Source organism: Amaricoccus sp. B4 (assembly GCF_043226085.1).
In the GTDB taxonomy this organism is placed as follows: domain Bacteria; phylum Pseudomonadota; class Alphaproteobacteria; order Rhodobacterales; family Rhodobacteraceae; genus Amaricoccus.
In genome coordinates this window covers 1,913,300-1,929,293 of record NZ_CP171225.1, presented here as the reverse complement: position 1 = coordinate 1,929,293, position 15,994 = coordinate 1,913,300, and the positions used below count along the sequence as shown (strand labels likewise).

General features: G+C 69.6%; 11 protein-coding genes. 9 read left to right on the top strand and 2 right to left on the bottom strand.

Translation table 11 applies throughout. From position 1 onward, the window contains the following. Window positions 1–39: 39 nt before the first annotated feature. The gene (locus ACF66B_RS09255; protein ID WP_111431435.1) at window positions 40–1,347 is read right to left on the bottom strand and encodes a calcium-binding protein; all 1,308 of its coding nucleotides are present in this window, start codon (window positions 1,345–1,347) and stop codon (window positions 40–42) included. Window positions 1,348–1,636: 289 nt separating this feature from the next. Between ACF66B_RS09255 and ACF66B_RS09250 the strand changes: the two genes are divergently transcribed. The 9 genes from ACF66B_RS09250 (at window position 1,637) to ACF66B_RS09210 (ending at window position 14,831) form a co-directional block, all read left to right on the top strand. After that, a complete protein-coding gene (locus ACF66B_RS09250; RefSeq protein ID WP_111431434.1) occupies window positions 1,637–2,425 on the top strand; it encodes a calcium-binding protein in 789 nt (262 codons plus the stop codon). Between the two features lie 72 nt (window positions 2,426–2,497). Next, window positions 2,498–4,645: a hypothetical protein gene (locus tag ACF66B_RS09245; protein WP_111431433.1), complete on the top strand. Its 2,148-nt coding sequence runs from the start codon at window positions 2,498–2,500 to the stop codon at window positions 4,643–4,645. Further along, window positions 4,642–5,895, top strand: coding sequence for a glycosyltransferase family 4 protein (locus tag ACF66B_RS09240; protein ID WP_111431432.1), 1,254 nt, complete (start codon window positions 4,642–4,644; stop codon window positions 5,893–5,895). Before ACF66B_RS09245 ends, ACF66B_RS09240 begins: the two co-directional genes overlap by 4 nt. Next, window positions 5,892–8,102 carry a hypothetical protein gene (locus ACF66B_RS09235; protein ID WP_111431431.1) on the top strand — a complete coding sequence of 737 codons (2,211 nt, stop codon included), beginning with the start codon at window positions 5,892–5,894 and terminating at the stop codon, window positions 8,100–8,102. The genes ACF66B_RS09240 and ACF66B_RS09235 overlap by 4 nt, the downstream gene beginning before the upstream one ends. Next, on the top strand, window positions 8,099–9,421 hold the full coding sequence (locus ACF66B_RS09230; protein ID WP_111431430.1) for a glycosyltransferase family 4 protein: 1,323 nt from the start codon (window positions 8,099–8,101) through the stop codon (window positions 9,419–9,421). Before ACF66B_RS09235 ends, ACF66B_RS09230 begins: the two co-directional genes overlap by 4 nt. Beyond that, the gene (locus tag ACF66B_RS09225) at window positions 9,418–11,151 is read left to right on the top strand and encodes a type I secretion system permease/ATPase (RefSeq protein ID WP_111431429.1); all 1,734 of its coding nucleotides are present in this window, start codon (window positions 9,418–9,420) and stop codon (window positions 11,149–11,151) included. Before ACF66B_RS09230 ends, ACF66B_RS09225 begins: the two co-directional genes overlap by 4 nt. Continuing rightward, a complete protein-coding gene (locus ACF66B_RS09220) occupies window positions 11,148–12,482 on the top strand; it encodes an HlyD family type I secretion periplasmic adaptor subunit (RefSeq protein ID WP_111431428.1) in 1,335 nt (444 codons plus the stop codon). Before ACF66B_RS09225 ends, ACF66B_RS09220 begins: the two co-directional genes overlap by 4 nt. 81 nt (window positions 12,483–12,563) lie before the next feature. Further along, complete coding sequence (locus ACF66B_RS09215; protein ID WP_111431427.1) at window positions 12,564–13,985, top strand: hypothetical protein; 1,422 nt, start codon at window positions 12,564–12,566, stop codon at window positions 13,983–13,985. 30 nt (window positions 13,986–14,015) lie between these two features. Beyond that, entirely contained in the window at window positions 14,016–14,831 is an 816-nt protein-coding gene (locus ACF66B_RS09210; RefSeq protein ID WP_392664759.1) for a CatB-related O-acetyltransferase, read from the top strand. Here the strand turns inward: ACF66B_RS09210 and ACF66B_RS09205 are convergent. Beyond that, window positions 14,800–15,951, bottom strand: coding sequence for a hypothetical protein (locus ACF66B_RS09205; protein WP_162683396.1), 1,152 nt, complete (start codon window positions 15,949–15,951; stop codon window positions 14,800–14,802). The two genes, ACF66B_RS09210 and ACF66B_RS09205, sit on opposite strands and share 32 nt — an antisense overlap. Window positions 15,952–15,994: the final 43 nt, after the last annotated feature.

The window sequence follows — 15,994 nt, the reverse complement described above, 5'->3', positions numbered from 1 at the left end:
GGCCTTGCGCCGGCCCGCGGATCCGGCCGCGAGGTCGGATCAGAAGTATTCGATTCGATCCTGAAGCAAATTCCCGAGCTCGCCCGCATCGACACCGAAGAAGAGGATGCCGTTGCTGCCGCCGAGATCGAGCCATGCGCCGTCGCCCATCGCTTCGGTGCGCGCCGCGAGCGCATCGGCACTCAGGTCGCCGAGCCCGTTGATTTCGCGCCCGATGCGCAGGATGTCCTCCTCGGAGAAATCGAGGATCATGTCGACGCCATGCTGGCCGCGGATCTCGAAGACATCCGAGCCGCTGCCGCCGACGAGGACGTCGTCGCCCGCGCCGCCGTTCAGGATGTCGTCGCCGTCGCCGCCATCGAGGTAGTCGTCCTGGCGGCCGCCATGCATCCAGTCGTTGCCGCCTTCGCCGAAGATCACGTCGTCGCCGCGGCCGAGCTGGTCGATTGCGCCAACGAAATCATCGCCATCGCCAAGATGGATCACGTCGTCGCCATGACCGCCGTCGATCCAGTCGTCGCCGGCACCGGCCTCGATCGAATCGTTGCCCCAGCTGCCGCGGATGATGTCGCGATCGTCGCCGCCGGTGATGGTGTCATCGCCCGAGCCTGCCTCGATCCGGTTCCGGCCGCTGCCCCCGTCGATGAGGTCGTCGCCGCGCCCGGCGTCGATCGTGTCGTCGCCGGCGCCGCCCAGCAGCGTGTCCGCGCCGTTGCCGCCGGAGAGGACGTCGTTGCCCTCGCCGCCGTCGATGAGGTCGTCGCCGTCCTGGCCGCGCAGGTGGTCGTCGCCCGCATCGCCATGGAGCAGGTCGCGGCCGAAGGATCCCTCGAGCGTGTCGTTGCCGTCGCCGCCATGCATCTCGTCCGTGGCGAGCTCCTTGGCTGCGCGCCAGTCTTCGGCCGATTCGCCCGCCCCCGCCTGTGCGGCATAGGTCGACCAGCGCACGTCGAGCAGGTCGTCTCCGCCCCCGCCGAAGAGCAGGTTGGATCCGCCACCGCCATGGATGATGTCGTTGCCGGTTCCGCCCGCGATGGTGTCGTTCCCCGGGCCGCCGAGCAGGTTATCGTCCTCCGTGCCGCCATGGATCACGTCATTTCCCGCCCCGCCCAGCAGCGTGTCGCGGCCCAAGCCGCCCAGGAGGACATCATTTCCGCCGGTTCCGTCGAACCGGTCGTTGCCCATCGGGTCGAAATAGAGGTCGCTGCCCGGACCGCCGGTAAGATTGTCGTCTCCCCAGGATCCGAGAGTCAGGCCGAAGGCCCCGAAATCGAGGACCCGCACGACCCCGGCTCCGAAGAGCCGTTCGATCAATGCATCGGGATCCTCGCAGAACTCGTTACGCATTTGGCTTGCTCCCTTTTTTGCGTCGCGATGGAACGGGGCATGGCCTCGCGCGCCGGGGCCTCTCGGTTGCGCGTCGGCCGGATTTGCGATCCGCCCCGCGTAACTTGAAGCGCAAGCTCGGTATAAGGCGCGTTAACGGCTGAGGAGTGCAGCGCAACAATATGTTAGGAATTTGAACCGCGATTGCTGAAAGTCGCAACTATATTGCGCCTGCTAATTAAGGTCCTGTTTACGCCCGGACCCCCATCCAGTTCCCAGCGACACGATCGCGGAAACGGAGGGAGTATCCATGGCAACTATCCCTGGAGGGGCATTCAACGACTTCGTGTTTGGCACGTCGGGGGCGGATTTCATCGCGTCGGGGGACGGTGATGACTTTGCCTTCGGTGGAAGCGGCGACGACGTCATTGACGGCGGCGCGGGCTTCGACACGCTGAATGGCGGCTCGGGTGACGACACCATCGCGGGCGGCGATGGCGACGACATGGTCATTGGCGGTTCGGGGGACGATCACCTGACCGGCGACGCGGGGGCGGACACGCTGCTCGGCGGATCGGGTGACGACGACGTCTCGGGCGGAGACGGCGACGACATGCTGGTTGGCGGAGCGGGGGACGATCACCTCGCAGGCGATGCCGGCGACGACGTCATCCTGGGTGGCGCTGGCGCCGACACGCTTCTGGGCGGCGAGGGAGACGACCGGCTCGAGGGGGATGCCGGTGACGACGTTCTTCTCGGCGGCGACGGCGACGACATCCTGAAAGGCGGCGCGGGCGACGATGTGCTCGACGGCGGCGATGGCGACGACGTGCTGTTCGGGGGCGGAGGCAACGACCTCTTCGTCTTCTCGGGCGGTGGCGACGTCATCATGGATTTCAGCGATGGCGACATGCTGCAGATCTCGCACAGCCTCGAGGGCCTGACGCTGGAATCGGTCGCGGACGTGGCGGATTACGCCATCGACCTCGGCGATGCCGGCACCCTGATCGACTTCGGGCAGGGCGACAGTGTCCTGCTCTCGGGCGTCTCCTACGACGAGGTCTCCGCCGACCCGTCGAAATTCATCACGCTCGTCTGAACCTGATCCGGGCCGGCCGTCATTCGGCCGGCCCGGATTCCTCGCGATCGCAGCCAACTGGGCCAGACCGTCATGAACATCCGCGCAGACAGTCTACATTTTTCAACCCGTGCGCGCCCGGGCGCGCCGGATTGTGCGACCTTCCGCAACCCGGCAGGGGCGGCGCGCCGGACGCAGGCGGCGGTGGTGCCGCTCGCGGGCGAGGTCACGGCGGTGGTCTTCGACGAGAAGGCCCGCCCCGAGGGCGCGCCACGGCGGCGGCGGATCGAGGCGCGGCTCGAGGGGGCGCCGGTCGGGCGGCCGTTCCTCGCGACCGAGCTCGAGCTGGTCTCGGGCGGGCTGCGCCATGTCCTGATGCTGGGGCGCCGGGCCGAGGAGATTGCCGCAAGCCGGATGGAGATCACCATCGAGGGCGCGCCGACGGCGGGGCTCGATCCCGAATGGCTGCAATCGCCGGTGGCCGACAGCTCCGCGCTCATCGACGGGCTGGCGGAGGCCGGGCGGCGGCGGCTGCTCCGGCTCATCATGACAACGGGAGCCTCACTCTTCGGATTTTCCGACGAGACCGGCTACGGCGCGGTGACCCGCGAGCTGCTGGCGCTTCAGGGCGGGCTGCGCCAGGCGCTCGGTTCGGTCTGTCCGGTCGGCGGCGCGGGCGTGGTGCTGAGTTACCGGTTGCCGAAGGAGAGCGGCAGGGCGGAGTTCCGCACGCTGGTGCTCGAAACCCGCGACCGCATCGTCAACATCAAGGGCTTCGAGACCTGCGTCGAGGAGACGCCACGCGGCTATCTGTTGCATCTCTTCTGCCCCGGGCGGCTGCCGGACGGGGCAGAGCTCGTGGCCCTGGCCGACACCCCGCTGGTGCTCGAAGGACCGGGCGCCGGGCACGAGGCGCAATCGCTCGTGCCGTGGATGGCGCGGCGCGATGCCCATGCCGCGGCCTGGCTCGAGGGGCTGGTGGCGGCCTGGGCCGATCGCGACGCAGGTGCAGCAGCGATTGCCCGCGAGCTCGGCGCCTCCGGAGAGGCCGAGCCTCTCATTGCATTGCAGCATCTTTCGGCCACATCGCAGGGTCTGCTTCATGCCTTCGAGCTTCGCGACGGGCTCGGGCTCGTGCGGGCGCTCCGGGTGGACTGCGGCGGCGAGAGCCGCGAGATCGACCTTGCGGGCGATGCGGCAGTGCCGGGGCTTCGGGGCGGCTATCTGCCGGGGCTTTCGGCGGCGGGGGCGCCCGCGGCATCCTGGCGGCTGCGGCTCGTCTATCGCTCGGGCCGGGTCCATACCATTCACGAAGGGCCGGTGCCGCGCTTTGACGGCGCGGTTCCCGAATGTTTCTCGCGGCTTGGCCGAGAGGTGGCGGCCGAGAGCATCGCACTGGCCCGGCTTGACGGGGCTGAGGCGCCGGCGCGGAGCATCGTCGAGCGCTTTGGCCCGAGCACGGTGCGGCCGCGGCTCAGCATCGTGGCGCCGGCGAGCGCCAGCGGTGACATCCTGCGCGCCCGTGCCGCGCGGATTTTCGGCGAACGGCAGGCCGGACAGGTCGAACTCGTCCACCATGTCCGCGAAGGTGCGGAGGCCGAGGCGGCGCGAAAGCGCCTCGCGGAGATCCACCGCACCTACGGGATCGCGATCAAGCTTGTCACGCTCATCGGTGCACCCGGGCCGGCGGCAGCGCTCTGCGCGGCGCTCGAGGCGGCGGAGGGCGAGCTCACCCTCGTGCTCGGGGCCGAGGTGATGCCCGCGAGCCGCGGCTGGCTTGCGGACTGGCTGCGCTGCTTTCAGGCCGGAGCCCGCAAGGCAGCGGTGCTGGGCGGCACGCTTTGCGCTACCGACGGCTCGGTGCTCGACGCGGGCGGCCTCGTCGAAGACCGCGGCGCGCTCCGGCGCCGTCCGGTCGGAATCCCGGCCACCGATCTGCCGGGGGGCGCAACCGCCGCGACCGGCCTCGCGACCTGTGACTGTGCCGGATTCACCGCGGAGGCCAAGGCGGCCTTTCTGGCCTCCCGCCGCAGCCATCCCGACCCGGACATCCGGCTGGCCGAGACGATCGGCCGGCTCGAGGCGCGGGGAAATGCGGCGCGCACATCCTTCCGCAACCTTTTCATCCGATACAGCGCACCGGGGGCAGCCGATCCGATCTCGGCGGCGGCCGACCGGATCGCGATCGGGGTGGTCGCGCGGGCCGGCGAGGGCCCTGAAACCGCCAGGGGGAAGGCATGAGCAAGTTCCGAATTCTGGAGATCGCCCACGATCATCCGGCCTGGACGACGGGCGGGACCGAGCATGTCGCGCAGGATCTTGCGCGCGGGCTCGATGCCCGCGACGGGGTCGCCGCGCGGCTGCTGGTCGCCGCGACGAGCCTCCAGCGTCCGGGCGCGGCACCGGGCTCGCTTCAGGCGATCGGCGAGGACTTCGTGCTCTGCACCGGGCGCTATGACCGCTTTTCCATGCTGCGCGAGGATGGCACGGACTGGCTTGAGGGGCTCGGGCAGGTGCTCGAGATCACCCGGCCCGATCTCGTGCATCTCCACGGGCTCGATCGGCTCGGCGCCGAGATCCTCCCCGCGATCCGCCGGATGCGACCGCGGGCGCGCATCGTGCTCACGCTCCATGACTATCAGCTCATCTGTCCGGGCGACGGCCTGCTGCTGACGCGGCCCGAGGGCATGAGATGCCCGGGGATGGATGCGGACCGCTGCCGCAACTGCTTTCCAGAGATCGAGCAGGCGCGCCATGCGCTCCGCCGCGCGCATCTTCAGGCGCTGCTCGACTGCGTCGATCTCTTCATCGCGCCGAGCACCTTCCTCAAGGACCGCTTCGTCGACTGGGGGCTTGCGGAGAGCCGCATCCGTGTCGTGCCGAACGCGGTGGTTCAGGCCGGGATCTCCTGGGATTCGCCCGCGCCGCGCGCCCGGCGCGACCGCTTCGCCTATTTCGGCAATATCCTGCCGCACAAGGGTGTGCTTGTGCTGCTCGAGGCAGCCGCGCGGCTGCGCGAGACCGACAGCACGCTCCGCGTCAATTTCCATGGCGGCCTCGGCTGGGCCGAACAGGATTTCCGCAGCGCGTTCAAGGCGGGGCTCACGGCGGCGGGGCAGATCGCGCAGCATCTCGGCCCCTACGACCGGGGCGATCTGCCGAACCTGCTCGCGCGGACCGACTGGGTGGTGATGCCCTCGCTCTGGTGGGAGAACGCACCGCTCGTCATTCTCGAGGCCCGCGCGGCCGGGATCCCGGTGATCTGCTCGGGCGTCGGCGGCATGGCCGAGCTGGTGCGGGACGGCATCGACGGGCTGCATGTGCCGCCGGGCGATGCCGCCGCCCTTGCGGAGACCATGGTGCGTGCCGCCACCGAACCCGGGCTCTGGGAGAGGCTCGCGGCTGCGCCCGTCGCGCCGGTCTCGCACGAAGCTTTCGTCTCGACCCATCTCGATCTCTTCAACGCTCTCTTCAATCGGGTGGCAGCATGACTCCGGCAGATGGCAGCGATTTTCCGCAGCGGGACCTGTCCTGGTCCACGCTTCACCGTACCCGCGCAATCCTGCTCCATGGCGGACGAACGCTTCTGCTGTTCGAAGGCGCCGAGCACGCGCTTCCGCTGAGCGGCAGTCTCGTGCAGGGCGGCCGGATCCTGCCCTGGCGGGCAAAGTGCTGGCAGGCGGGCGGCGGTGAAACCTGGTGCGGCATCGCGGTGCTCGATGGGCTGCCCCAGGCAGGCGCGGAGATCCATGACCCGGCCTCGGCGCGGGCGTGGCGTTTCGCCGCGTTGCCGACGGTCGATGTCTCACCGCAGCCTCTGGCCGATCTCGTGCGCACCTCCGGCGTGGACGGGCGCGACATCTTCAACTTTCTCACGCTGCATCTTCTCGACGCCGGAGCCTCGGCCGAGGAGGCCCGGGCCTACGAGGATTTCGCGCGGAGTTTCTTCACCGCTGCCGCCGAGCGTGACGGTTTCATCGAGATCCTCGGCCGGCCGGAATGCGGCGGCCTCTTCGCCCAAGGCTGGTCGATGTCGCTGAAGGCGGGCACGGCGACGCTTGCGAGTGTCGCCGGCGGGCTTTCGGTGCGCGAGGTCGAGGTTGCGGTGTTCGACCGTGAGGACATCCTGCCGCCGGGGCAGGGCGTCGCCTTCTTCTGCCGCGACTGGCGCGATGCCGATCTCCAGTCCGTCGATGCGGTCTTCTTCGAGCGCGACGGACGGCTTCTGCGGCTCGACGTGGTGCGGGGCAACCTGCTGCGGCTCGAGGGCACGCCGGCGGACGCCCATGTCCGCCACATGCTCGACCGTTTCGAGGGGCCAGAGAGCACCCGCCGCGCCTTCCGCCGCATCTGCCGCCCGCGCTTTTCGGGCGAGAACACGCTGGCGGGCACGAGCCTGCCGATCGCGGCGGCGTTCGACAGCCTGCTGCAGGCACCCGACGGCGGGCTGCTCGCGGTGGGCTGGCTGCTCGATCCCTTGCGCCGCGTCGAGCGGGTGCTGCTGAAGAGCACCGGCAATCTCTATGCGCCGCTCGACAAGGCCTGGTGCCTGCTGCCGCGGCCCGATCTCAACAACGGCTTCGGCCAGGACCCGCGCTTTGCCGATCTGCTCGGGCCGGGCGACGTGATGCACGGCTTCATCACCCATGTGCCCGCCGCGCGCGACAAGGTGGACGGGGCGGAGGTCTATCTCGAGCTCGTGCTCGATGACGACAGCTGCCTGTTCCGGCCGCTCACGGTCGCGCCCTTCACCTCGAGCGAGCGCCTGCCGCAGATCGTCGGCGCGATCTCCCCGAGCGATCCCGAGCTTGGCCGGATCGTCGAGGAGCATCTCGCGCCCTTCCTCGCAAGCGTCGAGCCCGCCTCGAAGGGCGGCCGTCGCGGCCGGGAGCGGCGGATGATCCCGCTCGGCAGCCGTGCCGCACAGCGGCCGGTCTCGGCGGTGATGCCCTTCCGGCGCATGGCCGAGCTCCAGCCGATTCTCGGGGTGCTGGCCGGCTCGGAGGAGGCGCGGCTGCTCGAGCTTGCGCTTGTCACCACACGTGCCACCGCCTCCGAGCATCTCCGGGCGCTCGAGGATGCGTTCCGCTTCTATGGGCTGCAGGGCGGCGTCGTCGTGACGCCTGACGACTGCACCATCACCGGCCAGCTCGATGCGGGGGTCGCGGCAACGACGGGGGCGCATGTGCTCTGCTGGTTGCCGTCGGCGCTGCCGAAGGCGCACGGCTGGCTCGGCGCGCTGCTCGGCGAGGCCGAGCGGCTGCCGGCGCCGGGGCTCGTCTCGCCCGCGCTCACCTATGAGGACGACTCGATCTATTACGGAGGCCCGCGGCTCGATCCGGCGGGGGCAGAGGCGGCCTGTGCGCTCTCGGGCTATGGCGCCGAATGGCTGCCGCGGGGCGCGCCCGAAATGGTCACGTCGGGGGCGGCCGAAATCGCGCTCGTCGGGCGCGCGCAGCTCGAACGGGCGGGCGGTTTCACCGGCCATCTCTTCAGCGATTCCTATGCACATGTGGATCTCGCCTCGCGCCTCCGCCGTCTCGGTTCGGGCGCCTGGTGTGCGGGCGCGGTCGAGTTCTGGATGCTCGACGAGGTCCATGCCGCGGAGGATCCGCCCTTCGCGCGCCTGATGAAGAAGGTCGACGCAGCCCTGCTCGGCCGCAGAACACGTCACGAATCCGGAGGACTGTCCGCATGAAGGCCCTGTTCCTCAGCCACGCGCATCCCGCCTTCTCGATCGGCGGTGCGCAGGTCGCCTCCTACAACGTCTTCCAGGGCATCAAGCAGCAGGAAGGCTGGGAGTCCCATTATCTCGCGGGCGTCGCGCCGCCGGTGATGCGCCACAAGGCGACGCCGCTCATGTCTCTGGGCCAGGGGCCGGACGAGACGCTCTACTGGTCGAACGATTACGACTGGTTCCATCTCGCGACCAACGGGATGGACGACCTGATGCGGCATTTCGAGCGCTTCCTCGCCGATCTCAACCCGGATGTGGTGAACTTCCACCACATCATGGGGTTCGGCATCCAGGCCATCCGGGCGGCGCGTCGCGCGCTGGGCGATGTGCCGATCGTCTACACGCTTCACGAGTATCTGCCGATCTGCGCCCATCACGGGCAGATGATCAAGGCAACGAACGGGGCGCTCTGCACCAAGGCATCGCCCTCGGACTGCGGCGTCTGCTTTCCCGAGATCGGAGCGGCGAACCTGCTCCGGCGCGAGATCTTCATCAAGAGCTTCCTGACCGAGGTCGATGCCTTCGTCAGCCCGTCGAAATTCCTGCTCTCGCGCTTTGCCGACTGGGGGCTGCCGCCAGAGAAGCTGGTGATGATCGAGAACGGGCTCGAGGGCGGCCAGGTCGCGCCCGCACGGCCGGTGGCGCCAGGGGGGCGGCGCAACCGGTTCGCCTATTTCGGCCAGCTCAACCCGTTCAAGGGGATCAAGGTGCTGATCGATGCGGTGACCCGCGTGCCTGCCGACGTCTGGGGCGATTCGATCCTCTATGTCTATGGCGGCAATCTCGAGCACCAGCCGGAGGATTTCCAGGCGGCGGTGAAGGAGCTCTTCCGCATCGCCGGGCGCCGGGTCCGCTTCATGGGCTCCTACAAGAGCCCGGATCTGCCCAATCTCATGCGCGAGGTCGACTGGATGATCGTGCCGTCGACCTGGTGGGAAAACAGCCCCGTGGTGATCCAGGAGGCCTTCTTCCACGGCCGGCCGATCATCGCGTCCGATATCGGCGGCATGGCCGAAAAGGTGCGTGACGGCATCGACGGGCTGCACTTCCGCGCCTCGAATGCCGAGAGCCTTGCCGAGAAGCTCGCCCGCGCCATCCGCGAGCCCGAGCTCTGGGACCGGCTGCGCAGCAATATCGAGCCGCCGATGACGGCGATCGAGACCGGACGGCAGCACGCGCGCCTCTTCGAGCGCCTGATCGAGCGCCGGAACCGTAGAGCCGCCCTCGCCGCGCACGACACGGCGGCGGAGGCCCAGGCTCCGCAGCAGGCCGCGGAATGAGCGTGCGCCCGCCCGAGGACGCCTGCCGCGCCACGCTGCGCGACATTGCCCGCGGTGCGGCCGCCGCGGGCGTGATCGGGCTTTTCCTCAACCTCATGCATCTCGCGCTGCCGCTCTACACGATCCAGGTATACGATCGGGTGCTCTCGAGCGGCAGTCTCGAGACGCTCGGCGCGCTCGCGACCCTCGTTGCCGTGGTGCTGGTCTTTCAGGCGGCCATAGACTTCCTCCGCTCGCGGATCTTCGTGATCCTCGGCGGGCGGCTGGTCTCGCGGCTCGGTCATCCGGTCTTCCGCTCGGCGGTGGAGACCACGCTGCGCCAGGGACCGCTTGCGGCCGCGGGCGTGATGCGGGACGTGAGCGATCTGCGCAATTTCATCGCGGGCGGCGCCATCGCGCTCCCGATCGATCTCATCGTCGCGCCGATGTTCCTCTTCGTGCTCTTCCTGCTGCACCCGATCTACGGGCTCGTCGGGCTCGCGGGGGCGATCGTGCTCACCGGCATGGCCATCGCAACCGAGATCATCGTGCGGCGGCCGAGCGCACGGGCCTCGCAGGCCACCAACCGTGTCCAGTCCGAGACCTCCGCGGCGATCCGCAATGCCGAGGTCATCACCGCCATGGGGATGCTGACCGAGGTGACACAGCGCTGGCGCCAGGCACAGGCAACCGCGGTCGATGACACCGAGCGCGGCCGGGCGGCGGCGCGGGCGCTTTCGGCGGTGGCGCGCACGCTCCGCGTCGGCTTCCAGATCGGCATCATCTCGACGGGCGCGGCACTCGTGGTGAGCCGCGATGCCTCGGCGGGCACGATCATTGCCGCCAATGTGCTCATGTCGCGCCTGCTGCTCCCGTTCGAGCACCTGATCGACGGCTGGCGGCAGTGGGTGGATGCGCTTGCGTCCTATTCGCGGATCCGCACCGTGGTCGAAAGTGGTGCGACACAGCGCTCCGAGCTGCCGATCGAGGTGGGTTCGGGCAAGCTCGTGGCCGACCGTGCGACCTTCATGCCCCAGGGCGGCGACAAGCCGCTCCTGCGCAACATCTCGTTCCAGGTCGAGAGCGGCGAGCTCATGGGAATCATCGGGCCGTCGGGGGCGGGCAAGTCGACACTCGCCCGGCTCGTCGTCGGCCTCTGGGCCCCGAGCGCGGGGGGCGTCTTCCTTGACGGGCAGAGCACCTACGCCCACGAGCGTGCGAGCTTCGGAGCCGCCGTCGGATACCTGCCGCAGGAACCGACGCTCTTCGAGGCGAGCGTGAAGGACAATATTGCGCGGTTTCGGGATGCGCCGATGGAGGATGTGGTGCGTGCGGCCCGCGCCGCCGGGATCCACGAGCTCATCGGCGGCCTGCCGCAGGGCTATCAGACCAGGCTCACCGATGGTGGTGTGCGGCTCTCGGGCGGCCAGAGGCAGCGGCTCGCGCTCGCCCGCGCGCTTTTCGGCGACCCGAAGCTGCTGGTGCTCGACGAGCCCAACTCCAACCTCGATGCCGAGGGCGAGGCGGCGCTCGTCCGGGCCATCGAGATCGCGCGCGAGCGCGGCGCGACCGTGCTGGTCGTTGCCCAGCGCATGTCGATCCTCTCGAAGGCCGACAAGCTGCTCATGCTCCGGGAAGGGGCGGTGGCGCAGTTCGGCCCGCGCGCCGAGGTGCTGGCGGCGATCGGGCCGAAACGGCCCGCGCGGCCCGAAGGCAACGGCGTCGTACCGATGCGGGAGGCCGGCCGATGACCGCCATCACCGATCCCGGGCATCTTGCCGGCGATGGGCCGTTGCCGTCCTATCGGGGCGTGTTCCTGACCGCGCTTCTGGCCATCGTCTGCCTCTTCGGCACCGCGATCGGCTGGGGGATGTATGCCCGGCTCGATGCAGCGGTGGTGACGCAGGGCGTGCTGCTCGCAGAGAGCCAGCGCAAGACGGTGGAGCATCTCGAGGGCGGCATTCTCGAGAAGCTCTGGGTGAAGGCGGGCGACCGGGTCGAACAGGGCCAGATCGTCGCCACGCTCGATGCGACCCAGACCCGCGAGGCTCTGGCGCAGTTCGAGACGGATCATACCGCGCTCATCTTCGAGATCTGGCGGCTGCGCGCCGAGGAGGCGGGCGCGACCGCGCTCGACCGTGCCGATCTGCCCGAGGCCGCCGCGGCCGTGCCGGAGGCCGAGCGGGCCCGGCGCATCGCCGCGGAAGAGCGCCTCTTCGATGCGCGGCTTCGCGCCCATGCGGGCCAGCTCAACGGGCTCAACCGCCAGATCGACCAGCTCGCCGCGCAGGTCTCCGCCGACGAGGCGCAGGCCGCCTCCTCCGAGCGTCAGGCCACGCTCTGGCGCGAGGAGCGTGACTGGACCGAGACCCTGGTCAAGAAGGGCGCGACACCGCGCCAGAAGCTGCTCGAACTCGAGCGCACCATCGCAGCCCTGGAGGGCGACCGCGACGAGTATCACGGCCTTGCCGAGGCCGCGCGGCAGGACATCGCGCGGGCACGCGCCGACATCGGGACGCTCGAGAGCCAGCGTGTTGCCGAGGCCGGCACCCGTCTGGCCGAGGCGAGCCGCGAGATGGAGGGGCTCGAGAGCCGCATCCGGGCCGGGCAGGACGTGCTCGAACGCCACCGGCTGCGCGCGCCGCAGACCGGCCGGGTGGTGGAGATCTTCACCATCACGCCGGGTGCCATCGTGGGGTCCGGCGCGCCGATCATGGACATCGTGCCCGGGGAGGATCAGCTCGTCATCGAGACGCGCCTTGCGCCCGATGCCATCGACACCGTTCACGTCGGCCGGCCCGCCACCGTGCGGCTCACCGCCTACAAGCGGGCGCGGGCGCCGATGATCGATGGCGAGGTGAGCTATGTCTCGGCCGACCTGCTCACCGATCCGAAGGATGGCTCGAACTATTTCGAGGCGCGGGTGACGCTCGACGCCGAGGAGGTCGCGAGCCTCCAGGACGCCGAACTTGTGCCGGGGATGCCGGTCGAGGTGTCGATCCGGATCGGCGAGCGCCGGGCGGGGGAATACCTGCTCGAGCCGCTGCTGCGGCATGTGCGCAAGGCCTTCCGGGAGGAGTGAGCCCGGATGCGCCTCGTCCGTTCACCTTCGGTCAATCCTCCCGGTGCTAGGCTTTCCCTTCAGGGAGAGGGGGACAAACCCATGACAAGACGCGCGATTATCCAGATCGGTACGGAGAAGACAGGCACGACCAGCCTGCAGGCGTTTCTCGCCGCCAACCGCAGCCGGCTCGCGGAGAAGGGGTTCGTCTATCCCCGCTTCTGCGGCGAGGTGAACCAGACCGGGCTCGCGGCCTTCGCCATGTCCCCGATGCGGATGGATGCGATCCGGGCGCAGTGGGGGATCCATGCCCCGAGCGATGTCCGGCCGATGCGCGAACGGATGCGTGCGGCGGCGAAGGCCGAGCTCGACGGCACGCGCACCGCGATCTTCTGCAACGAACACTGCCACAGCCGCCTCACCAGCCCCGACGAGGTCGAGACGCTGCGCCGCTTTCTCGCACCGCATTTCGACGAGATCCGCATCTCGATCTATCTCCGCCGCCAGGATCAGGTCGCCGTCAGCCTCTACTCCACCCGGCTGAAGAGCGGCGGGACCGAGGGCGATATCCTGCCCCGCACCAATGGCGAGGATCCCTACTTCAACTACGATCGCTCGCTCCGGCTCTGGGAGGATGCCTTCGGCCGCGAGAACGTCACCGTGCGCCTCTTCGATCGCAAGCGGCTGAGCGGCGGCTCCGTGGTGCAGGACTTCCTCGAGACCTGGGAGATCGGGGCGCCGGAAGAGTTCATTGCCACCGGCAACCAGAACGAATCGGTCAATCCCGCCGCGCAGGAATTCCTGCGCCACCTCAATGGCCATGTGACGCCGATCGAAGGCCTGCCGCTCGATGCGGTGCTCGGCCCGCTGTCGGCAAGCCTTGCCGAGCATTTTCCCGGCAGCGGCGCCAAGCCTGCCCGCGCCGCGGCAGAAGCGTTCTATGCGATGTTCCGGGCCTCGAACGAGGCGGTGCGCGTGCGGCACTTCCCGGATCTTGCGAGCCTTTTCCCGGAGGATTTCAGCTCCTATCCCGAAACCTGTGGCGGGGCGGCGGCGACGCTCGGGGATTTCGCCGCCATCGCCGCGGCACTCCAGGTCGAGAACACGCGGCATATCCGGCGGCTCGAGGCGGAGATCTGCATCCGCGACGCGCGGCTTGCCTGGGACAAGGGCGAGACGGCGCCGGCGATGGCAGCCCTCGGCCGCGCGGTCTCGTGGCTTCCGCATCATGCGCCCACGCACCGGATCCGCGGCGAATACCTGCTCCGTTCCGGCTGCGCGGCCGAGGCGGCGGAGGCCGCGCGGGCGGCCACGGCGCATGCGCCGGAGAACTTCGAATACTGGCATTTCCTCGGTGTGGTGTTGCGGAGCCTCGGCGATCTCGAAGGCGCGCGCGATGCGCAGGCCCATGCCGTTGATCTCAATCCCGCCCATGAGCCGAGCCGCACCTGCCTCGAGCAGATCGAGCAGGCGCTCGCGGTCCAGCCGGAGGCGCCGCCTGCATCCGTTGCGCGAAGCGCCTGACGCTTCCGCGTTCCATTTCAGAAGCATGCCGTGAGTAGACCAGTGACAGATCACCTTGCAGAGATTTCCGTGACCCGCGCGCTGCGCGCAGCCCTCGAACCCGCCGGTGTGAAGCTCGCCGGGCTCGCCCAGGTGCGGCGCCTTCACCCGAACTCCCGCATCGAGACACCGGTGGCGATCCTCTCGACCGTCACCCCGGGGGCGTTTCTGGATGTCGGGGCCTTCTGCAATCTCTCGGGCGGAACGATCAACAACCTTCGGGCCGGACGCTACTGCTCGATCGCCAGCGGCGTGGTGATCGGAGCCCACGAGCACCCGACCGATTGGCTCACCACCTCGCGCACCGCCTATTATCCGCAGGTGAACGGCTGGGACGCGCTGATGGCCGGGCCGAACCTGCCCTTCGTGCGCGCCAACCGACGGCCCTTCCCCGACAGCTGCCCCATCACCACGCTCGGCCCGGACGTCTGGATCGGGCAGGGGGCCTTCATCAAGTCGGGCGTGACCATCGGTGCTGGCGCGATCATCGGGGCGCGGGCCACCGTGGTCAGGGACGTGCCGCCCTATGCCATCGTGGTCGGCACGCCGGGCCGGGTCCTGCGCCTGCGTTTCCCCGATGCCATCGTCGAGCGGCTGCTGGCGCTCCAATGGTGGAACTACTCGATCTACGATCTTTTCGCGGCGCCCTTCGACGATGTGGAGACGGCGCTCGGCATCCTCGAGGAGAAGATCGGCTCGGGGGCGGTGAAGCCCTTCGCCGGCCGCGTTCTCACGCCTGCCGATCTCGCCGATCCGGAGGCGCTTGCGGCCTCCTTCAAGGCCGATCCCATCCGTCAGGCAGGCTGACCGGATAGCGCAGGAGATCCCGCTCGGGGCCGACGGAGCAATCCTCCCCGAGCGGCATCCGCACCAGATAGAGCCAGAAGCCGCCCTCCACCACGTCGAGATTGGCCGAGGGGCCATCGCCGTCGAGGAACGAGGGATAGGCATAGGCCGCCTCCGCCCCGCAGTCGCGGCGCCAGAGCAGCGGCACCGCGAGGAGCAGGCGCGGGCGTGCCCAGTCGATCAGGTTTGCCGATTGCGTCCACCAGATACCGCTCTGCCGGACCCCATCGCCATCCTCGAGCGTCGCCGGCGTCACGGCGAGAAAGCGGCCGCTGCGCCCGTCTTCGACCACGCTGGAGATCGTGCTGCGGATCCCCGGCACGGGCTCGCAGACATGGGCGCCGGGGTCGCTGATGGCCTGCCGGTAGGGATCGGCGAAGGCGCGGGTGAAGCCCGCACCGTCCCAGGCTCGCCAGTCGCCTGGCCCCCCACCGACCGGGCGCCGCAGAAGGCAGGCGCCGCGCTTCTGCGCGCCCGTCGCCTCGGCGAAGACGAAGACGTAGAGATAGTCGCCCCGGCGGAAGATGTTGCTCGGGCTGAAATAGCCTGCCCGCTTTCCCGCCCCTTCGGGGTAGGGATAGGGGAGCGCGGCGACGAGGCCGCGGCGGGTGAAGCTCTGTCCGCCGTCCTCCGAGACGAGCTCGAGGATCGCGTTGCGCCAGCAGGCCATGTAATCGCCCGCCGGGCAGCGCCCGGGCCGGAGATGGCCGTGATACTCCACATGAGCGAGGGCGATGACCCGGGTGCCTTCGGCCCAGGTGGCCGCGATCCAGGCCCGGTCGTCATAGGCGGCGGGATCGTCGCGCTCCGCGCCCTCATAGGCCACGCGGCAGCCGTGGCGCAGGGTCGCGAGCGAGAGACCCTCGGCAATGCGGCTGCGTTCCGATCCCGCGACGAGGCGAACCCGGCCGGAGGGCGTGCGCCAGGCACGCGCCGGAGTGTCGGGGATGTCCCAGGTTTCGCAACGCGCCGCGGCCCAGTCGAAGACGGTCTCGGGCGACCCGGCGATGACGGGCTGGCCTGCCGCGAGCCCCGGCGCCGCGGCGAGAAGCCCTGCGAGCGCGCCCGCGGCAATCTTCACAATACTCCGCATCCCGCACCCGCACCTTGCCGGATCGTTAACC